This window comes from Streptomyces olivoverticillatus (assembly GCF_014203555.1).
In the GTDB taxonomy this organism is placed as follows: Bacteria; Actinomycetota; Actinomycetes; order Streptomycetales; family Streptomycetaceae; genus Streptomyces; species Streptomyces olivoverticillatus.
Map to the genome: position 1 here is coordinate 56154 of NZ_JACHJH010000002.1, position 18289 is coordinate 74442.

An 18289-nucleotide genomic window follows, 5' to 3' on the forward strand; every position below is an offset into this window, starting at 1 on the left:
CCCCGGCAGCGCCTCGCGAATCACCGACTCGCGCTATCGACCCAGGGGGAAGGCTTGCGCAAGGATGCCGTCGTGGCTGACAGGACCAGTCCTGACGAGGACCTCATGCGGTTGCTCTACGAAGAGCACGCGGGGCCCTTGCTCGCCTTCGTGCTGCGCCTGGTGGCGGGCGACCGCCAGCGGGCCGAGGACGTCGTCCAGGAGACGCTGCTGCGCGCCTGGCGCAACGCCGACCGGCTGCGCGGCGCCTCCGGGTCCGTACGGCCCTGGCTGGTGACCGTCGCCCGGCGCATCGTCATCGACACCCACCGCAGCCGTCAGGCCCGCCCCCGCGAGGTCGACCCCGGCCCCCTGGAGCTGCTGCCCGCCGCCGACGACATCGACCGGGCGCTGCGCCTGATGACCATTTCCGACGCACTGGGCGACCTGTCGGACGCCCACCGAGAGGCCCTGATCGAGACCTACTTCAAAGGACGTACGGTGAGCGAGGCAGCCGAGGTGCTGGGCGTGCCGCCGGGGACCGTCAGGTCCCGGGTGTTCTACGCGCTGCGCTCCATGAAGCTCTCGCTCGAGGAACGAGGAGTGACGGCATGATCCAGCCGGCACCGGACCATGAGCACACCGAGCACACCGCCGTCGGTGCCTACGCGCTCGGCGTCCTCGACGAGGCGGACGCGACCCGCTTCGAAGAGCACCTCGCCGGCTGCCCGCGCTGCGCCGCGGACCTCGACGACCTGCTGGGTCTGGCCCTTCCCCTCGCCGACCTCAAGGAAGCCACCCCCGACCCCGCCGTCCTCACCGTCCGGCCCGGCCCTCAGGTGCTCGACCGGCTCCTCGACGACGTCACCGCCACCCGCCGCACCCAGCGGACCCGCCGCCGCTTCCTGGTCGCCGCGGCCGCCGCCCTGATCGTCGCGGGGCCGCTGGCGGGCGCCGCCGTCACCGCGCAGAACGCCCCGGACCACAGCAGCGTCAGCGCCGCCAAGCAGATGTACGAGGACGGCGACAAGTACGGAGCCGTCGACCCCGACACCAAGGTCGACGCGACCGTCTCGCTCCAGGACAAGCCCTGGGGCACCCACGTCGCCCTCAAGCTCTCCCACGTCAAAGGCCCGCTGACCTGCGATCTCGTCGCCATCGGCAAGAACGGCCAGGAGCAGATCGTCACCACCTGGGCCGTCCCGGCCTCCGGCTACGGCATGGACAAGGGCGACGGCAGCACACAGGGCGGCAAGTGGGTCAAGGAGCCGCTGTACACCCACGGCGGCACCGGCTTCAACCACCAGGACATCGCCCGCTTCGAGGTCCGTACGCTCGACGGCAGGCACCTGGCGACGGTCGGCGTCTGACGTTCTGAGTGCCTGCGGCTGATCCGTCAACAGCCGACACTCGTGGCAAACCCCTCATCTGCTGACAGGTGCGGGCGGTCCCCCTGTTCGCGTACGGTTGACGGCTGCCCTACGCACAGCAGAAGGGGGCCTGGGTGGCCGCGCAGAACGCCACAGACGCGCACGTGGCGAGTGGGATGGCGATGGAGTCCGAAGGGGTCCGGGACCGCGAGATCGGTGCCGAACAGCACCATCTGGACCGGGTGTACCGGCGTCTTGAGGAGAAGATCCACGAGGCCGAGTTCCTCATGGACGACGCCGCCAAGCGCGGCCAGGTGGGCACGCCGGGCGCGCTCGCCGAGCGGGACGCCCAGGTGTTCCGGGCCGGGGTGCACCTCAACCGCCTCAACAACGAGTTCGAGGACTTCCTCTTCGGCCGCATCGACCTGCTGCTCGGCAAGGACGGCAAGAAGGGCCCGGACGGCGCCTACACCTCCGTGGAGCCCGCCGACGACGCCGTGCGCGAGGACCGCGCCGACATCGCCGAGACCCTGCACATCGGCCGCATCGGCGTCCTGGACGCCGACTACACCCCGCTCGTCATCGACTGGCGCGCCCCCGCCGCCGCGCCCTTCTACCGGGCGACTCCCGTGGCGCCCGGCCGCGTCGTGCGCCGCCGCGTCATCCGCTCCAAGGGCCGCAAGGTGCTCGGCGTCGAGGACGACCTGCTGCGCCCGGAGCTGACGGCCACGCTGGACGGCACGGCCCTGCCGGTGGTCGGCGACGGCGCCCTGATGGCCGCGCTGGGGCAGGCCCGCAGCCACACCATGCGCGACATCGTCTCCTCCATCCAGGCCGAGCAGGATCTGGTCATCCGCGCCCCCGCCGCCTCCGTCACCGAGGTCGAGGGCGGCCCCGGCACCGGCAAGACCGCCGTCGCGCTGCACCGCGCCGCCTACCTCCTCTACCAGGACCGCAGGCGCTACGCGGGCGGCATCCTCATCGTCTCGCCCACCCCGCTGCTCGTCGCCTACACCGAGGGCGTGCTGCCCTCCCTCGGCGAAGAGGGCCAGGTGGCGATCCGGGCGGTCGGCTCGCTCGCCGAGGACGCCGCCGGCGCCTCCGCCGACACCTACGACGAACCGGCCGTCGCCCGCATCAAGGGCTCCTCGCGCATGCTCAAGGTGCTGCGCAAGGCCGTGCGCGGGGCACTGGACGCGCCGCGGCCCGGCGGCCCCGCGGGCCCGCCCGAGCGGCTGCGGGTCGTGGCCTTCGGCGCCCGCGTCGAGTTGGACGCCGACGAGCTGCGCCGCATCCGCAACGCCGCGCTGGGCGGCACGGCGCCCGTCAACCTGCTGCGGCCCCGCGCCCGCCGCCTGATCCTCGACGCCCTGTGGTCCAAGTCCGGCGGCCCCAAGCGCTACACCGACCCCGAACTCGCGGCGGAGGCCCGCTCGGCCTTCGACGAGGACATCACCACCGAGGACGTCTTCATCGACTTCCTCGACGCCTGGTGGCCCGAGCTCACACCCCGCCGCGTGCTGGGCTGCATGTCCGACGACCGGCGGCTGTCGCGCTGGGCGCGCCGGGTGCTCAACCCGCGCGAGGTGCGGCAGCTGGCCCGTTCGCTGGCGCGGCTGGACGAGCGGGGCAACGGGCCGCTGTCGGTGCACGACGTGGCGCTCCTGGACGAGCTGGAGACGCTCCTGGGCGTCCCGGCCCGGCCCAGGAAGCCGCGCGAGCTGGACCCGCTCGACCAGCTGACCGGGCTGGAGGAGCTGATGCCCAGCCGTGCCGAGTCGCGCCGCGAGCGCGCCGAGCGGCTGGCGGAGGAGCGCCGGGACTACGCGCACGTCATCGTCGACGAGGCGCAGGACCTGACGCCCATGCAGTGGCGCATGGTGGGCCGCCGCGGCCGCCACGCCACCTGGACGATCGTCGGCGACCCGGCGCAGTCCTCCTGGTCCGACCCGGACGAGGCGGCCGCCGCCCGCGACGAGGCGCTGGGCACCCGCCCCCGCCGCCGTTTCCGGCTGACCGTCAACTACCGCAACCCCGCGGAGATCGCCGAGCTGGCGTCGAAGGTGCTGGCCCTGGCGATGCCCGGCATGGAGTCCCCGGCGGCGGTCCGCTCCACGGGCGTCGAGCCGCGCTTCGCCGTCGCGGGCGCCGACTTGGGCGCGTCCGTGCGGGGCGAGGTGGAGCACCTGCTGGCCGACGTGGAGGGCACGATCGGCGTGGTCGTGCCGATGGGGCGGCGGGCCGAGGCGCGCGGCTGGCTGGAGGGCCTGTCCGGCCGGGTGGTCGTGCTGGGCAGCCTGGAGGCCAAGGGCCTGGAGTACGACGCCACGGTCGTGGTCTCGCCCGCCGAGATCGCCGACGAGTCCCCGGCCGGGCTGCGGGTGCTGTATGTGGCGCTCACGCGTGCGACCCAGCGGCTGACGGTGCTCTCGGGGGAGCGGGACGACCCGGACGAGCTCGGGGTGCCGGACCTGCTGCGGGACTGACCCGAGGAGCCGTTTGGCGGGTTCCCGACGTCCGATCTGACGTTCTGCGGGTGGATGGCGCCCTACCGGAATTACTTTCCAGGAGCGTTTGTTAGCCTGATTACGGCACCGGCTCGATCCAAGCCCCCGGGCCCAACCTTAGTCGCTTCGAGCGACCACTTGCCGCGAGGCGAGCATGGCGGGTCGGTGCCGCCAGACGTTCCGACGGGCGTCCCGGATGATCGCATTTCCGATCATCCGGGACGCCCGTCGCCGTTCGGGCCGGCTCCCGCATCCCGGAAGATCCCTTCCGTGTTTGCGAGGCTGGTTACCGCCTACCGGCCGGTAGGTGGGACCATCGGTCATCGCGGTTTTCCGTCGCGTCCTTGTGAACGCGGCAACCGAAACACCACGCGATCAACGAAACACAGGGAAAGCAGAGGAAAGCGGCCATGGCAACGGCGCCTAGCGTCTCGTACTCGATGACGGTCCGACTTGAGGTCCCCGCGGGCGGGACCGCGGTCAGCCAGCTCACCACGGCCGTGGAGTCCTCCGGCGGATCCGTCACCGGCCTCGATGTCACCGCTTCCGGTCACGAGAAGCTGCGCATCGACGTCACCATGGCGACGACCTCCACCGAGCACGCCGACGAGATCGTCGAGAAGCTGCGCGGTATCGAGGGCGTGGTCCTGGGCAAGGTCTCCGACCGTACGTTCCTGATGCACCTCGGCGGCAAGATCGAGATGGCGTCCAAGCATCCCATCCGCAACCGTGACGACCTCTCGATGGTCTACACCCCGGGTGTGGCCCGCGTGTGCATGGCGATCGCCGAGAACCCCGAGGACGCCCGCCGTCTGACCATCAAGCGCAACTCGGTCGCCGTGGTCACCGACGGCTCTGCGGTGCTGGGCCTGGGCAACATCGGCCCCAAGGCCGCGCTGCCGGTCATGGAGGGCAAGGCGGCCCTCTTCAAGCGCTTCGCCGGCATCGACGCCTGGCCGATCTGCCTGGACACCCAGGACTCCGACGCCATCGTCGAGATCGTCAAGGCCATCGCCCCCGGCTTCGCGGGCATCAACCTCGAGGACATCTCCGCGCCGCGCTGCTTCGAGATCGAGGCCCGGCTGCGCGAGGCGCTCGACATCCCCGTCTTCCACGACGACCAGCACGGCACCGCCATCGTCGTGCTCGCCGCGCTGACCAACGCGCTGCGCGTGGTGGAGAAGGCCATCGGCGACGTACGGGTCGTCATGTCCGGTGCGGGCGCGGCCGGTACGGCCATCCTGAAGCTGCTCATCGCCGCGGGCGTCAAGCACGCCGTCGTCGCCGACATCCACGGCGTCGTCCACGCGGGCCGTGAGGACCTGGTCTCGGCCGGCCCGGAGTCCGCGCTGCGCTGGATCGCGGACAACACCAACCCCGAGGGCATGACCGGCACTCTGAAGGAGGCCGTGCGCGGCGCCGATGTCTTCATCGGCGTCTCGGCCCCCAACGTCCTCGACGGCAACGACGTCGCCGCGATGGCCGAGAAGGCCATCGTCTTCGCGCTGGCCAACCCCGACCCCGAGGTGGAGCCGGCGGTTGCCCGTCAGACCGCCGCCGTGGTCGCCACCGGCCGTTCCGACTTCCCGAACCAGATCAACAACGTGCTGGTGTTCCCGGGTGTCTTCCGCGGCCTGCTGGACGCCCAGTCCCGTACGGTGAACACGGACATGATGCTGGCGGCCGCCGGGGCGCTCGCCGACGTGGTCGCGGGCGACGAGCTCAACGCGAACTACATCATCCCCAGCGTCTTCAACGACAAGGTGGCCGGAGCGGTCGCCGGAGCCGTCCGGGAGGCCGCCAAGGCCGCCGGAGCGGCTGTGACGGCTACCACGACGGTCTGATGACGGCGCGTCGAGTGGCGCGACGCTCCTGGGACCCCCATAAGGTGGCTGGGCGGAAATCAAGCCGTAGAAATGCGGCCGCATCCGAGGCTGTGGCGCTTTCCGTGTGACTCTCCAGGGTGCCGGATTGGCTTTCCCGCCACTGGTGGGGGCAGGATGCGTAACCGGGCGGGAGGGTCTGGCAAACGGACCCGGGTCCGGGGACTGTCCGAGGGCCCTGGCAGCATCGGCTTCGATCTCACGCCTCATTGGCAAGAAGAACACGGGAGTACAACATGAACCGCAGTGAGCTGGTGGCCGCTCTGGCCGACCGCGCCGAGGTGACCCGCAAGGACGCCGACGCCGTTCTGGCCGCGCTCGCCGAGACCGTCGGTGAGGTCGTCGCCAAGGGCGACGAGAAGGTCACCATCCCCGGCTTCCTGACCTTCGAGCGCACCCACCGTGCCGCTCGGACCGCGCGCAACCCGCAGACGGGCGAGCCGATCCAGATCGCTGCCGGTTACAGCGTGAAGGTCTCCGCGGGCTCGAAGCTCAAGGAAGCCGCGAAGGGCAAGTAAGCCTCTCAGTGCGTAAAGGGCGGCCACCCCGGTCCGGGGTGGCCGCCCTTTCGTCGTTTCCGCGGGCTCCACGGGCCCTCTGACGGCCCGTAAGCACGAAAGAGCCCGTACGGACCTTCGAAGGTCCGTACGGGCTCAGACGGGCGATTACGCGGCCCTGAGGCAGGGTCAGGCCTGCGGAGCGTTGGGCAGCTCGACGTGTGCGCCCAGCTCCTTCAGCTTCTGCATGAAGTTCTCGTAGCCGCGGTTGATCAGGTCGATGCCGTGGACGCGGGACGTGCCGTCGGCGGCCAGGGCCGCGATCAGGTACGAGAAGCCGCCACGGAGGTCGGGGATGACCAGGTCGGCGCCCTGCAGCTTGGTGGGGCCGGAGACGACCGCCGAGTGCAGGAAGTTGCGCTGACCGAAGCGGCAGGCGGAGCCGCCCAGGCACTCGCGGTAGAGCTGGATGTGGGCGCCCATCTGGTTGAGCGCCGAGGTGAAGCCGAGACGCGACTCGTACACCGTCTCGTGCACGATCGACAGGCCCGAGGCCTGCGTCAGGGCCACGACCAGCGGCTGCTGCCAGTCGGTCTGGAAGCCGGGGTGGACGTCCGTCTCCAGGGCGATGGCGTTGAGCGAGCCGCCCGGGTGCCAGAAGCGGATGCCCTCGTCGTCGATCTCGAAGGCGCCACCGACCTTGCGGTAGGTGTTGAGGAAGGTCATCATCGAGCGCTGCTGCGCGCCGCGCACGTAGATGTTGCCCTTGGTGGCCAGCGCCGCGGACGCCCAGGAGGCCGCCTCCAGGCGGTCCGGCAGGGCGCGGTGGTTGTAGCCGCCCAGCTTCTCGACACCGGTGATCCGGATCGTCCGGTCGGTGTCCATGGAGATGATCGCGCCCATCTTCTGCAGCACGCAGATGAGGTCCTCGATCTCCGGCTCCACGGCCGCGTTGGACAGCTCGGTGACGCCCTCCGCCAGCACGGCGGTCAGCAGCACCTGCTCGGTCGAGCCGACCGACGGGTAGGGCAGGCGGATCTTGCAGCCGCGCAGCCGCTGCGGGGCCTCCAGGTACTGGCCGCCCTCGCGCTTCTCGATGGTCGCGCCGAACTGGCGGAGCACGTCGAAGTGGAAGTCGATCGGCCGGCCGCCGATGTCGCAGCCGCCCAGGCCCGGGATGAAGGCGTGGCCGAGGCGGTGCAGCAGCGGGCCGCAGAAGAGGATCGGGATGCGCGAGGAACCGGCGTGTGCGTCGATGTCGGCGACGTTCGCGCTCTCCACGTGCGTCGGGTCGAGCACCAGCTCGCCGGGCTCGTCACCGGGGCGCACGGTCACGCCGTGCAGCTGCAGCAGACCGCGGACGACCCGCACGTCACGGATGTCGGGGACGTTGCGCAGGCGGCTGGGACCGCTGCCGAGCAGCGCGGCGACCATGGCCTTCGGCACGAGGTTCTTCGCGCCGCGGACGCGGATCTCTCCCTCGAGCGGGGTGCCGCCGTGGACAAGCAGGACATCGTCAGGGCCGGTCATGGATCTCGCGTTCCTGGAGTTGGGCAGGGGGCAAGAAGAAAGGGTAATGCGACCGGAGAGCCCTTCTGGCGCCCCGAGGGGGTTCTGCGTACGTCATGGGTTTGTCACAACACTCTGCGTTTATGGAATGGTCGCTACCGGTTATCGCCAGGTCGCTCCCGGTCATTTGCGCGGGCGCTGCTCTCGTACGCCCCCTCGCCGCCCCCGGCCCGTACGCGCAGTCCACTCCCCTGAAGGCCCCAAAATGCGGGATCATGTGGCCATGACCGAGGTGTCCTCCCTCACAGGACGGCTGCTTGTCGCGACACCGGCGCTCGCGGACCCGAACTTCGACCGCGCCGTGGTGCTGCTGCTCGACCACGACGAGGAGGGTTCCCTCGGAGTGGTCCTCAACCGGCCGACGCCCGTCGGCGTGGCCGACATCCTGGAGGCCTGGGCGGCCCTGGCCGGAGAGCCGGGCGTGGTCTTCCAGGGCGGCCCGGTCTCGCTGGACTCCGCCCTGGGCGTGGCCGTGGTGCCGGGGGAGGCGCACGAGAAGGGCACGTCGGACTTCGCCGGCGACGGGCCGCTCGGCTGGCGCCGGGTGCACGGGGCGATCGGCCTGGTCGACCTGGAGGCCCCGCCGGAGCTGCTGGCCACCGAGCTGGGCTCGCTGCGGATCTTCGCCGGATACTCCGGGTGGGGCCCCGGACAGCTGGAGGACGAGCTCGTGGAGGGCGCCTGGTACGTGGTGGAGTCCGAGCCCGGCGACGTGTCCTCGCCCGACCCGCTCCAGCTGTGGCGAGCCGTCCTGCGCCGCCAGCGCAACGAACTGGCGATGGTCGCCACCTATCCGGACGACCCGAGCCTGAACTGACCGGCTCCCTCCCCAGTACCCTTGGGGACCATGAGCACTCTCGAGCCCGAGCGCGGGGCAGGTACAGGCACCCTCGTAGAGCCGACACCGCAGGTGTCGCACGGCGACGGGGACCATGAGCGCTACGCCCATTACGTCCAGAAGGACAAGATCATGGAGAGCGCGCTCTCCGGCTCCCCGGTCGTCGCCCTCTGCGGCAAGGTCTGGGTGCCCGGGCGCGACCCCAAGAAGTACCCGGTCTGCCCGATGTGCAAGGAGATCTTCGACGGTATGGGCGCCGGCGGGGACGACAAGGGTGGCAAGGGCGGCAAGGGCGGCGACAAGAAGTAGTCCTCGGGCTTCCGCAAGGCCTTCCACGGCTTTCACGGCTCCCTGGGCGCGGTCACACGCGCTCGGGGAGCCGTTCGTCTTTCCCCCGGTATTTCCCCTGCGCCTCCCTTGCGCCTTCCCTTCCGTGGCCATGCCGTGCGGTGAAGGATGGGGCGCATGCCCGAACCGAGTACGGCCGAGCAGCTGATCCCCGCCCCCGCGAGCGTGCGCCCGGTGCCGCAGCAGGGGCCGTACGTCCTCGGCCCCGAGACCGTGGTCGAGGCCCGGCCCGGGACCCAGGACACCGCCCGCTGGCTGCGCGCCACGATCGGCGCCGCCACAGGGCTTCCTCTGGCGCCGGGAAGTGGAACGGGCCCCCGCATCGTGCTCGCAGTCGACGAGGACATCGCGCGCAGGCTCGGTCCGGAAGGTCACCGCATCGCCGTCGACGGTGAAGCCGACGATGAAGCGGTGCGCATCGACGGCGGCAGCGCGGCAGGCGTCTTCCGGGGCGCCCAGACCCTCCGTCAGCTGCTGGGACCCGACGCCTTCCGGCGGGCGCCGGTGCACCCGGACCGCGAGTGGACGCTGCCCCGCGTCGTCATCGAGGACGCCCCCCGCTTCGCCTGGCGCGGCTTCCTCCTCGACGTCGCCCGGCACTTCATGCCCAAGGACGGCGTGCTGCGCTACCTCGATCTGCTCGCCGCGCACAAGCTCAACGTGCTCCACCTCCACCTGACGGACGACCAGGGCTGGCGCCTGCAGATCCGGCGCTACCCGAAGCTCGCCGGGACCGGCGCCTGGCGCGCGCGGACCAAACTGGGGCACCGCGCGTCACCGCTGTGGGACGAGCGGCCGCACGGCGGCTTCTACACGCAGGACGATATGCGCGAGATCGTCGCGTACGCGGCCGAACGGCACATCACCGTCGTGCCCGAAATCGACATCCCCGGCCACTCGCAGGCCGCCATCGCCGCATACCCGGAACTGGGCAACACCGACGCCATCGACACCGCCTCCCTCTCCGTCCTGGACACCTGGGGCATCACCGAAAACGTACTCGCACCCACTGACAACACCCTCGCCTTCTACGAGAACGTGCTGGCCGAAGTCCTCGAACTCTTCCCCTCCCGCTTCGTGCACCTCGGCGGTGACGAGTGCCCCGCGACGCAGTGGCGCGCCTCGCCCGCCGCCCGGGCCAGAGCGGCCGCCGAAGGGCTGGCCGACGTGGACGCGCTGCGCGGCTGGTTCGTCCGGCACTTCGGCCGGTGGCTCGCCGAACGCGGCCGGACCCTGGCCGGCTGGGACGAAATCCTCGACGGTGGCGACCCTGCGGCCCTGAAGGGCGCCGCCGTCTTCTCGTGGCGCGGCCGCGCGGGCGGCATCGCCGCGGCACGCGCGGGCCACCGCGTCGTCATGTGCCCCGAGCAGCAGGTGTATCTGGACCACCGTCAGGCCGCGGGCGCACAGGAGCCCGTACCCATCGGATACGTCCGTACTCTGGAGGATGTCTACCGTTTCGACCCCGTGCCCCCGGAGCTGACGGAGGCCGAGGCCGCGCGCGTGCTCGGCGCCCAGGCCAACCTCTGGACCGAGGTGACGGAGACCCAGCAGCGGGTGGACTACCAGGCGTTCCCCCGCCTCGCCGCCTTCGCCGAGACCGTCTGGTCGACGCTGCCCCCGCCCGACGGCCGTGACCACGCCGGCTTCGCACGCCGGATGACCGCCCACTACGCGCGGCTCGACGCCCTCGGCGTCGACTACCGCCCGCCCGGCGGCCCGCATCCCTGGCAGCGCCGCCCCGGCGTGCTCGGACGCCCGATCGAGGGCGCGCCCCCGATCGTGTGAGCCTCGCCGGAAGGTGACGGCCCGTACGGCACGCCCCTGGCACGGTGGTCCTTCACACACTGCGTAAGTCGTACAAGGATCCCCGAAGCATGCCAATACGCCCACAATGCTCACGGCACGCACAGCGCCCACAGGGGAGAGAACGCCCGAATCCGGACCATCTTCCCGACAGGGGCTTCCATGCCGGTTCGCGTACCCTCGCGACGACAGAGCCGGAAGATGTGCCAGAGTTGCCACGTCCGGACCAACAGCACGTACCGTACGGCGAGACCTGGCGGAACAGTCGGGACCTCTGGGGAAGGGGCAGCTGGGTTGACCACGCACGCACCGCAGGCAGCGCACACGGTGACGCTGCCGGGCTCGCTCGACGAGGCCGTGGCGGCGCTCGCCGCCATGCCCACGGCCGTGCCCGTGGCGGGCGGCACCGATCTGATGGCCGCCGTCAACTCCGGACTGCTGCGGCCCGCCGGCCTCGTCGGCCTCGGCCGCATCAACGAGATCCGCGGCTGGCAGTACCAGGACGGCGCCGCGCTGCTCGGCGCGGGTCTGACCCACGCCCGCATGGGACGCCCTGACTTCGCCGCCCTCATCCCCGCCCTCGCCACCGCCGCCCGGTCCGCCGGACCGCCCCAGATCCGCAACGCGGGCACCCTCGGCGGCAACATCGCCTCCGCCCAGCCGACCGGCGACGCGCTGCCCGTCCTCGCCGCCCTCGAAGCCTCCCTGGTCATCGCGGGCCCCGGCGGTGCGCGCCGCGAAATCCCCGTCGGACGGCTGCTCGCCGGGCTCGACCTGCTGCGTCCGGGCGAGCTCATCGGCTACGTCCGCGTGCCCCTCCTGCACGCCCCGCAGACCTTCCTCAAGGCCACCGCACGCACCGGCCCCAGCCGCGCCGTCGCCTCCGTCGCCGTCGTCCTCGACCCGGCCCGGCGCAGCGTGCGCTGCGCGGTGGGCGCCGTCGCGCCGATGCCGCTGCGCCCCTTCGACGCCGAGAACTGGGTCTCCTCGCTCATCGACTGGGACGGCGAGCGCACGCTCGCCCCGGAAGCGCTCACCGCCTTCGGCGACTACGTCGGCGCTGCCTGCATCCCCGACCCCGCGCCCGCCGTGACGCTCGAGGGCACCGAGCCGGGTACCCTGCCGCCGGCCGTGTTGCACCTGCGTCGTACGGTGGCGACTCTGGCCCGCCGAGCTCTGGGGAGGGCACTCGCGTGAGTGACGAACAGCAGCGACACCCGCACGCGCCCGCCGAGGGCGGCTGGCAGCCGATCCCGCGCGGCGCGGAAATGGACGCGGAAGGCACGACCTTCTTCCAGATCCCGCCCGAACTCCTCGCCGACCCGGCCCCCGGCGGCTGGGCCCCCCTGGCGGCTCCGGGCACGGGCTACGCACCGCCGGTGGCGAATTCCTGGCAGCAGCACCCCGAGCCCCAGCCCCATCCCGCACCCGGCCAGGCGCCGACGGACTGGGTCCGGGACGACGTCTACGGGCACGTGGGCGCCGCACCGGCCGGCGGAGCCGCGCCCGCGGACGTACACGGGCACGGGGCGGACATACACGGGCATGAGCACGGGCACTTGGGTGGCGCCGTGCACATGGACGGCCAGGCGCCGTTGAACGCGCACCCCGATCCTTCCGCCGACGCGATGGCCGGAGCTGCCGGACCCGTCGACAGGGACGCCGACCCGCACGCCACGGCGCAGTGGCCGATGCCTTTCGCGTCCGACGAGGGCGCCGGTTCCACGGGGCAGTGGTCGGTTCCGGCCGCCGGGGACGACCCGGTGGAGGAGTCCGGCGAGTACCGCCTGCGCGAGAACGTCCCCGCACCGGCCGCTCCCGTCGAGCCGTCGCACGCGGAGATCATGGCGGAGGCCTGGCGGCAGCCGCTCGCGGCCGCGGCCCCCGTGGCCGTGCCCGTACCCGAGCCCGCGCTGGCTGCCACCGGCGAGCACCAGTGGTCCGTTCCGGCGGCCCCGGTCGAGACCGTGGACGAGTCCGGCGAGTACGCGCTGAGCAGCGTCCACGACGACGGCACCCACCGGGCCGCCCACGGCGACGCCGACGGCATCACCGGTACGGGCGAAATCCCGACCGGCTCGTGGACGACCGGAGGCGGCGCCGCGGAGCCCGCGACGCAACCCGCGGTGGAAGCGGAGCCGGCAGCGGCAGCCGCACCCGAAGCCCCTGCCAAGGCGTCGGTCGACGTGCCGGTGGACGTGCCCGCAGACGTGCCCGTCGAAGCGCCGGCTGTCGACATGTCCGCCGCCGACGTGCCGCCGGTCGAGGTGCCGCCCGTCGAAGCGCCCGTCGCCGAACCGGCGCAGGCCACCGAGGCCGCCGAATTCGCCGACGTCGCCGAGCTGCCCGCCGAAGCCACTGAACCCCCGGCGGCCCCGCACAACGAGCACCCCTGCGCCTCGTACGTCCTGAGCGTCAACGGCACCGACCGTCCCGTCACCGACGCCTGGATCGGCGAGTCGCTGCTCTACGTCCTGCGCGAGCGCCTCGGCCTCGCGGGCGCCAAGGACGGCTGCTCGCAGGGCGAGTGCGGCGCGTGCTCGGTCCAGGTGGACGGGCGGCTCGTCGCGTCCTGCCTGGTGCCCGCCGCGACCACGGCCGGTTCCGAGATCCGTACGGTCGAGGGCCTGGCGGCCGCCGGGCAGCCGTCCGACGTGCAGCGGGCGCTCGCCGACTGCGGCGCCGTGCAGTGCGGGTTCTGCGTGCCCGGGCTGGCCATGACCGTGCACGACCTGCTCGAAGGCAACCACGCCCCCACCGAGCTGGAGACCCGCCAGGCCATCTGCGGCAACCTCTGCCGCTGCTCGGGCTACCGGGGCGTGCTCGACGCGGTGCGCCAGGTCGTCGACGAGCGCGCAGAGGCGGCCGCGGCCCAGGAAGAGGCCCAGGCGCAGCACCCGGACGCGGAGGCGACACGCATCCCGCACCAGGCGGGCCCGTACAGCGACGGCCCGTACAGCGATGGCGGCGGCAACGGCACCGGAAGGGCAATGGCATGACGGGAATGGGCGGGATGGCCGGAATGGGCGGGATGGAGGGTATGGCAGGCATGGGGGACGGCGGCCCCGGTTCCGTCGCCACGGCCTCCGTCCCCCCGCCCGCCGCCGTCGAGCCCCCCACGCACGGCATCGGGGTCTCCCTCCCGTCCGCCGACGCGGCCGCCAAGGCGCAGGGCACCTTCCCGTACGCGGCGGACCTGTGGGCCGAGGGCCTGCTGTGGGCGGCGGTGCTGCGCGCGCCGCACCCGCACGCCCGCATCCTGTCGATCGACACCTCGGCCGCGGCCCGGATGCCGGGTGTGCGCGCCATCGTGACGCACGCGGACGTGCCGGGCGACGCCGCGCACGGCCGCGGCATCGCCGACCGGCCCGTCTTCGCCTCCGACCTGGTGCGCCACCACGGCGAGCCGATCGCCGCCGTCGCCGCCGACCACCCCGACACCGCCCGGCTGGCCGCCGCGGCCATCGCCGTCGAGTACGAGGTGCTGGAGCCGGTCACCGACCCCGAGCAGGCGTTCTCCGCCGAACCGCTGCACCCCGACGGCAATCTGATCCGGCACATCCCGCTCCGCTTCGGCGACCCGGACGTGACGGGCGAGGTGATCGTCGAGGGCCTGTACCGCATCGGCCGCCAGGACCCGGCCCCCATCGGGGCCGAGGCGGGCCTCGCCGTGCCGCGGCCCGACGGCGGCGTGGAGATCTACACCGCCTCCACCGACCCGCACGCCGACCGCGACCTCGCCGCCGCATGCTTCGGCCTGACGCCGGAGCACGTCAAGGTCGTGGTCACGGGCGTACCGGGCGCGATGGGCGACCGCGAGGACGCGGGCACCCAGCTGGCGCTGGGCCTGCTGGCGCTGCGCACCGGCCACCCGGTCAAGCTCGCGGCGACCCGCGAGGAGTCCTTCCTCAGCCACGCCCACCGCCACCCGACGCTGCTGCGCTACCGCCACCACGCGGACGCGGAGGGCAAGCTGCTGAAGGTGGAGGCGCAGATCCTGCTGGATGCGGGCGCCTACGCCGACTCTTCCGCCGAGGCGCTGGCCGCCGCCGTCGCCTTCGCCTGCGGCCCGTACGTCGTCCCGCACGCCTTCGTCGAGGGCTGGGCCGTACGCACCAACAACCCCCCGTCCGGCCATGTGCGCGGCGAGGGCGCCATGCAGGTGTGCGCCGCGTACGAGGGCCAGATGGACAAGCTCGCGGCCAAGCTGGGCCTGGACCCGGCCGAGCTGCGCATGCGCAATGTGATGGCGACGGGCGACCTGCTGCCCACCGGCCAGACGGTCACCTGCCCGGCCCCGGTGGCCGAACTCCTGCGCGCGGTCCGCGACTACCCGCTCCCGGCGCTCCCCATGGACGACCCGGAGGACGACTGGCTGCTGCCGGGCGGCCCCGACGGCGCGGGCGAGCCCGGCGCGGTCCGGCGCGGCGTCGGCTACGGCCTCGGCATGGTCCACATGCTCGGCGCGGAGGGCGCGGACGAGGTCTCGACGGCGACGGTCAAGGTCAGCGGCTCGGTCGCCACGGTCATCTGCGCGGCCGTGGAGACGGGCCAGGGCTTCTCGACGCTGGCCCGCCAGATCGTCCAGGAAGTCCTGGGCATCGAGGACGTGTACATCGCCCCCGTCGACACCGACCAGCCCCCGTGCGGACCTGCGGCCCACAGCCGGCACACATGGGTCTCGGGCGGCGCGGTCGAGCGCGCGGCACGCATGGTCCGCACGCAGCTGCTGCAGCCACTGGCCCACCAGTTCGGCATGTCCACGGAGCTGCTGTCGATTGCCGACGGCAAGATCACGTCGTATGACGGCGTGCTGAGCACGACCGTCGCGGAGGCCCTGGACGGCAAGGAACTCTGGGCCACGGCCCAGTGCCGCCCGCACCCGACGGAGCCGCTGGACGACTCCGGCCAGGGCGACGCCTTCGTGGGCATCGCCTTCTGCGCGGTACGGGCGGTGGTCGACGTCGACGTCGAGCTGGGCTCGGTGCGCGTGGTGGAGATGGCCGTCGCCCAGGACGTGGGCCGCATCCTGAACCCGGCCCAGGCGCGCGCCCGCATCGAGGCGGGCATCACCCAGGGCGTGGGCGCGGCCCTCACGGAGAACCTCCGCACCAACGCGGGCCAGGTCCGCCGCCCGAACCTGACCGCCTACGCCCTGCCCACGGCCCTCGACGCCCCGGACATCCACATCGTCAAACTGGTCGAGGAGCGCGACGTGGTCGCTCCGTTCGGCGCGAAGGCGATCAGCGCGGTGCCGGTCGTCACGTCCCCGGCGGCGGTGGCCGCGGCGGTAAGGGCGGCCACGGGCCGCCCGGTGAACCGCCTGCCGATTCGGCCGCAGACGGCGGCGGCACCTGAGTAGGCGTACTCATGCCTCTGTCACTGCCTGCCAGTAACATCCAGCGTGCAGTTACGTGGGAGTTGCAGGCATCGCGGTGACGAGGCATGGGGGCGGGGAATGGGGAGCAACGACCGCCAAGCGGTCGATCTAGAGGCGTTGAAGGGCTTCAAGCGCCGCGTCGACGACATTCTCACAGGCCTCGGCGACTCGGGGGCGGCCCCGCACAGCATCGGCGAAGACCGCCTGGTCTCCGACCATTTGGGCAAGAACTTCAATGCGGTGACGTCGCTGTTCGGCGCGTATCACGATATCCAGACCGACCTGGAGGAGCTCTCCCGCCTCCTGACCGCCCAGATCGAGGCGCTGGGCACGGCCATTCACGGTGCCCACAATTCCTACGTCGACACGGATCTGGCGCAGCGCGACCGCATGTGGCAGGTCCAGGCCGAGCTCCAGCGCCACAACGGCCAGGCTCCCGAGCCGCAACAGCCCGCTGCCCGGCCAGGCGACGACAAGGGAGCCATGTGATGACAGGCCCCCTGATGAAGGGCCCTGAGCCGCACCACTCGCCCGTCGACCCGCGCCGCCCCGTCTCCTTCTCGGCCGTGGCGCCGGACTTCACGGGGTATTCGCACCAGGAACTCGAAGCGATGGTCGAGCACGCGGACCCGGCCCGGGTCTCGACGGTCGCGGAAAAGCTGAAGGGTGCGGCGAAGGACATCAAGGATGTCGGCGAGGACTTGAAGAAGTACATCGCCCATGTGCCCTGGGAGGGCGAGGGCGGCGACGCCTTCCGTAACTGGGGCGCGGACATGGCCAACGCGACGCTCAAGCTGGGTGACTGCAGCGAGGCGGCGGGAAAGTGGATGCACGAGGCGGCGTCGATGCTGGACCATGCGCAGCGGGCGATGCCGAAGTACTCGACATCGGCGAAGTCGACACTGAACGCATACCTGAGCCACCACCCGCAGCCGCTGGGCATGGTGCCGGATCCGTTGACGGCCAACGGCGACGGCGGCTTGCAGGGCGCGGGCCCGACCCAGGCCCAGGCGTTCGCGGCGCAGCAGCGCCTGCACGATGACCACATGCAGGCGGCCCAGCAGATCGGGAACTTGGTGCAGGCATATGGGCATTCGGAGCATCAGATTTGGGCGGTGGAGAGGCCTAACTTTCCGGTGATCCCGGTTAAGTTCATGCCCGAACGGAGAGCCACTGACGACCGCCAGTATGAGCCCATGCCAGGTGCTGCGGGAGGGAGCCAGGGCAACGAGGGGTCTGCGGTGACGATGCCGCAAGGGGGCGCGCCCTCAGGTGGCGGAGTCGGCTCTGCGACGCCTGCGATTTCGCCCCTGGGCGTGGCCCCGTCTGTTCCTCCCGTCGCGACGGGAATTGACGGCGGAGTCGCCGTCCCGACTGCACCGCCTGTGCCGTCGACAGGGACGGTGCCCCCGTCTGGCGCCAGCTTGCCGTCGCCCCCTGCTTCGCAGCCGCCTGGTGTTGTCATCCCGCCGACCATCGGGGTGGGACCCGGAACCTCAGGAGTACCGGCGGGCGGAAGCCGCCTGCCGTCGGGAGCCCGGCCTCCGGTGCGCCAAGGCAGGGGCAGCGTCGGCGGGCTTCCCTTGCCTCATCTGCCCGATGCGTCGCGAGACGGCATTGCCGGTGGGCGCCCGGTGCCCAGAGAGACCGGGACGCCGTCGGCAGGTGCCCCACGCGGGTCGATTTTCGGAGCGGAACCTGGCGAGACACAGGGACAGGGGCGTCCTCCGATGTCACCAGGTGGAGGGTTTGCCGCCGCACCGGGTGCCCCGGCCGGTAGCCGAAGTGTCACCAGCGGGCGGCGCCTGGCAACTCAGCCCGGTGGGGTCATCGGCGGTCAGGGGACCTCGCGTCCCGGTGCGCAGGGCGACCGGCCTTTCACCCCGGGCGGCACGGGCCTCGTCCGTGGGGGTCGCCCCGGAGAAGGCAGCGGTTCGTCGGCCGTCGGCAACCAAGCAGGTCTGACGCCGCATGCCCTGGGCTCAGGTGGGCCTCAGCCCAGGGGGAGGCGAGCCGGTCAGCGTCCGGACTACCTGATGGAGGACGAAGAGACCTGGACGCAAGGCAGCCGACGGGTTTCACCACCGGTCATCGACTGAATTCAGTACACAG

General features: G+C 72.1%; 14 protein-coding genes. 13 read left to right on the plus strand and 1 reads right to left on the minus strand.

Annotation, left to right across the window (positions count from 1 at the left end):
• The first annotated feature begins 54 nt into the window (after positions 1–54).
• From FHS39_RS05655 to FHS39_RS05675, 5 genes are all read left to right on the plus strand, one after another.
• Complete coding sequence (locus tag FHS39_RS05655; RefSeq protein ID WP_184346869.1) at positions 55–594, plus strand: sigma-70 family RNA polymerase sigma factor; 540 nt, start codon at positions 55–57, stop codon at positions 592–594.
• Positions 591–1349: a zf-HC2 domain-containing protein gene (locus FHS39_RS05660; RefSeq protein WP_184346871.1), complete on the plus strand. Its 759-nt coding sequence runs from the start codon at positions 591–593 to the stop codon at positions 1347–1349. The genes FHS39_RS05655 and FHS39_RS05660 overlap by 4 nt, the downstream gene beginning before the upstream one ends.
• Positions 1350–1525: 176 nt before the next feature.
• On the plus strand, positions 1526–3835 hold the full coding sequence (locus FHS39_RS05665; RefSeq protein WP_184348659.1) for a HelD family protein: 2310 nt from the start codon (positions 1526–1528) through the stop codon (positions 3833–3835).
• Positions 3836–4266: 431 nt separating this feature from the next.
• On the plus strand, positions 4267–5700 hold the full coding sequence (locus tag FHS39_RS05670; RefSeq protein ID WP_184346873.1) for an NAD-dependent malic enzyme: 1434 nt from the start codon (positions 4267–4269) through the stop codon (positions 5698–5700).
• A gap of 275 nt (positions 5701–5975) precedes the next feature.
• Entirely contained in the window at positions 5976–6257 is a 282-nt protein-coding gene (locus tag FHS39_RS05675) for an HU family DNA-binding protein (protein WP_004951951.1), read from the plus strand.
• A gap of 168 nt (positions 6258–6425) precedes the next feature.
• On the opposite strand, the gene murA is transcribed toward FHS39_RS05675, so the two are convergent.
• Positions 6426–7766 carry a UDP-N-acetylglucosamine 1-carboxyvinyltransferase gene (gene murA, locus FHS39_RS05680; protein WP_184346876.1) on the minus strand — a complete coding sequence of 447 codons (1341 nt, stop codon included), beginning with the start codon at positions 7764–7766 and terminating at the stop codon, positions 6426–6428.
• 262 nt (positions 7767–8028) lie between these two features.
• On the opposite strand from murA, the gene FHS39_RS05685 reads away from it, so the two are divergent.
• From FHS39_RS05685 to FHS39_RS05720, 8 genes are all read left to right on the plus strand, one after another.
• Positions 8029–8622 (plus strand): YqgE/AlgH family protein, encoded by a 594-nt coding sequence (locus tag FHS39_RS05685; protein WP_184346878.1) that lies wholly within the window; start codon positions 8029–8031, stop codon positions 8620–8622.
• 30 nt (positions 8623–8652) lie between these two features.
• On the plus strand, positions 8653–8952 hold the full coding sequence (locus FHS39_RS05690; protein WP_071961972.1) for a DUF3039 domain-containing protein: 300 nt from the start codon (positions 8653–8655) through the stop codon (positions 8950–8952).
• Positions 8953–9108: 156 nt separating this feature from the next.
• The gene (locus FHS39_RS05695; RefSeq protein ID WP_184346880.1) at positions 9109–10779 is read left to right on the plus strand and encodes a beta-N-acetylhexosaminidase; all 1671 of its coding nucleotides are present in this window, start codon (positions 9109–9111) and stop codon (positions 10777–10779) included.
• 312 nt (positions 10780–11091) lie between these two features.
• Positions 11092–11994: an FAD binding domain-containing protein gene (locus FHS39_RS05700; RefSeq protein ID WP_184346882.1), complete on the plus strand. Its 903-nt coding sequence runs from the start codon at positions 11092–11094 to the stop codon at positions 11992–11994.
• On the plus strand, positions 11991–13796 hold the full coding sequence (locus tag FHS39_RS05705) for a 2Fe-2S iron-sulfur cluster-binding protein (protein WP_343069385.1): 1806 nt from the start codon (positions 11991–11993) through the stop codon (positions 13794–13796). Before FHS39_RS05700 ends, FHS39_RS05705 begins: the two co-directional genes overlap by 4 nt.
• Before the next feature lie 41 nt (positions 13797–13837).
• The gene (locus FHS39_RS05710; RefSeq protein WP_184346884.1) at positions 13838–16159 is read left to right on the plus strand and encodes a xanthine dehydrogenase family protein molybdopterin-binding subunit; all 2322 of its coding nucleotides are present in this window, start codon (positions 13838–13840) and stop codon (positions 16157–16159) included.
• Positions 16160–16255: 96 nt separating this feature from the next.
• Positions 16256–16666 (plus strand): hypothetical protein, encoded by a 411-nt coding sequence (locus FHS39_RS05715; protein ID WP_184346886.1) that lies wholly within the window; start codon positions 16256–16258, stop codon positions 16664–16666.
• Positions 16666–18276, plus strand: a complete 1611-nt coding sequence (locus FHS39_RS05720; protein ID WP_184346888.1) for a hypothetical protein — start codon at positions 16666–16668, stop codon at positions 18274–18276. The genes FHS39_RS05715 and FHS39_RS05720 overlap by 1 nt, the downstream gene beginning before the upstream one ends.
• Positions 18277–18289 lie beyond the last annotated feature (13 nt).

Bases quoted from the DNA above. Each gene is read 5' to 3' on its own strand.
- FHS39_RS05660 (WP_184346871.1), top strand. From the start codon at position 591: ATGATCCAGCCGGCACCGGACCATGAGCACACCGAGCACACCGCCGTC.
- FHS39_RS05665 (WP_184348659.1), top strand. From the start codon at position 1,526: ATGGCGATGGAGTCCGAAGGGGTCCGGGACCGCGAGATCGGTGCCGAA.
- FHS39_RS05670 (WP_184346873.1), top strand. From the start codon at position 4,267: ATGGCAACGGCGCCTAGCGTCTCGTACTCGATGACGGTCCGACTTGAG.
- FHS39_RS05675 (WP_004951951.1), top strand. From the start codon at position 5,976: ATGAACCGCAGTGAGCTGGTGGCCGCTCTGGCCGACCGCGCCGAGGTG.
- murA (WP_184346876.1), bottom strand. From the start codon at position 7,766: ATGACCGGCCCTGACGATGTCCTGCTTGTCCACGGCGGCACCCCGCTC.
- FHS39_RS05685 (WP_184346878.1), top strand. From the start codon at position 8,029: ATGACCGAGGTGTCCTCCCTCACAGGACGGCTGCTTGTCGCGACACCG.
- FHS39_RS05690 (WP_071961972.1), top strand. From the start codon at position 8,653: ATGAGCACTCTCGAGCCCGAGCGCGGGGCAGGTACAGGCACCCTCGTA.
- FHS39_RS05695 (WP_184346880.1), top strand. From the start codon at position 9,109: ATGCCCGAACCGAGTACGGCCGAGCAGCTGATCCCCGCCCCCGCGAGC.
- FHS39_RS05710 (WP_184346884.1), top strand. From the start codon at position 13,838: ATGGCAGGCATGGGGGACGGCGGCCCCGGTTCCGTCGCCACGGCCTCC.
- FHS39_RS05715 (WP_184346886.1), top strand. From the start codon at position 16,256: ATGGGGAGCAACGACCGCCAAGCGGTCGATCTAGAGGCGTTGAAGGGC.
- FHS39_RS05720 (WP_184346888.1), top strand. From the start codon at position 16,666: ATGACAGGCCCCCTGATGAAGGGCCCTGAGCCGCACCACTCGCCCGTC.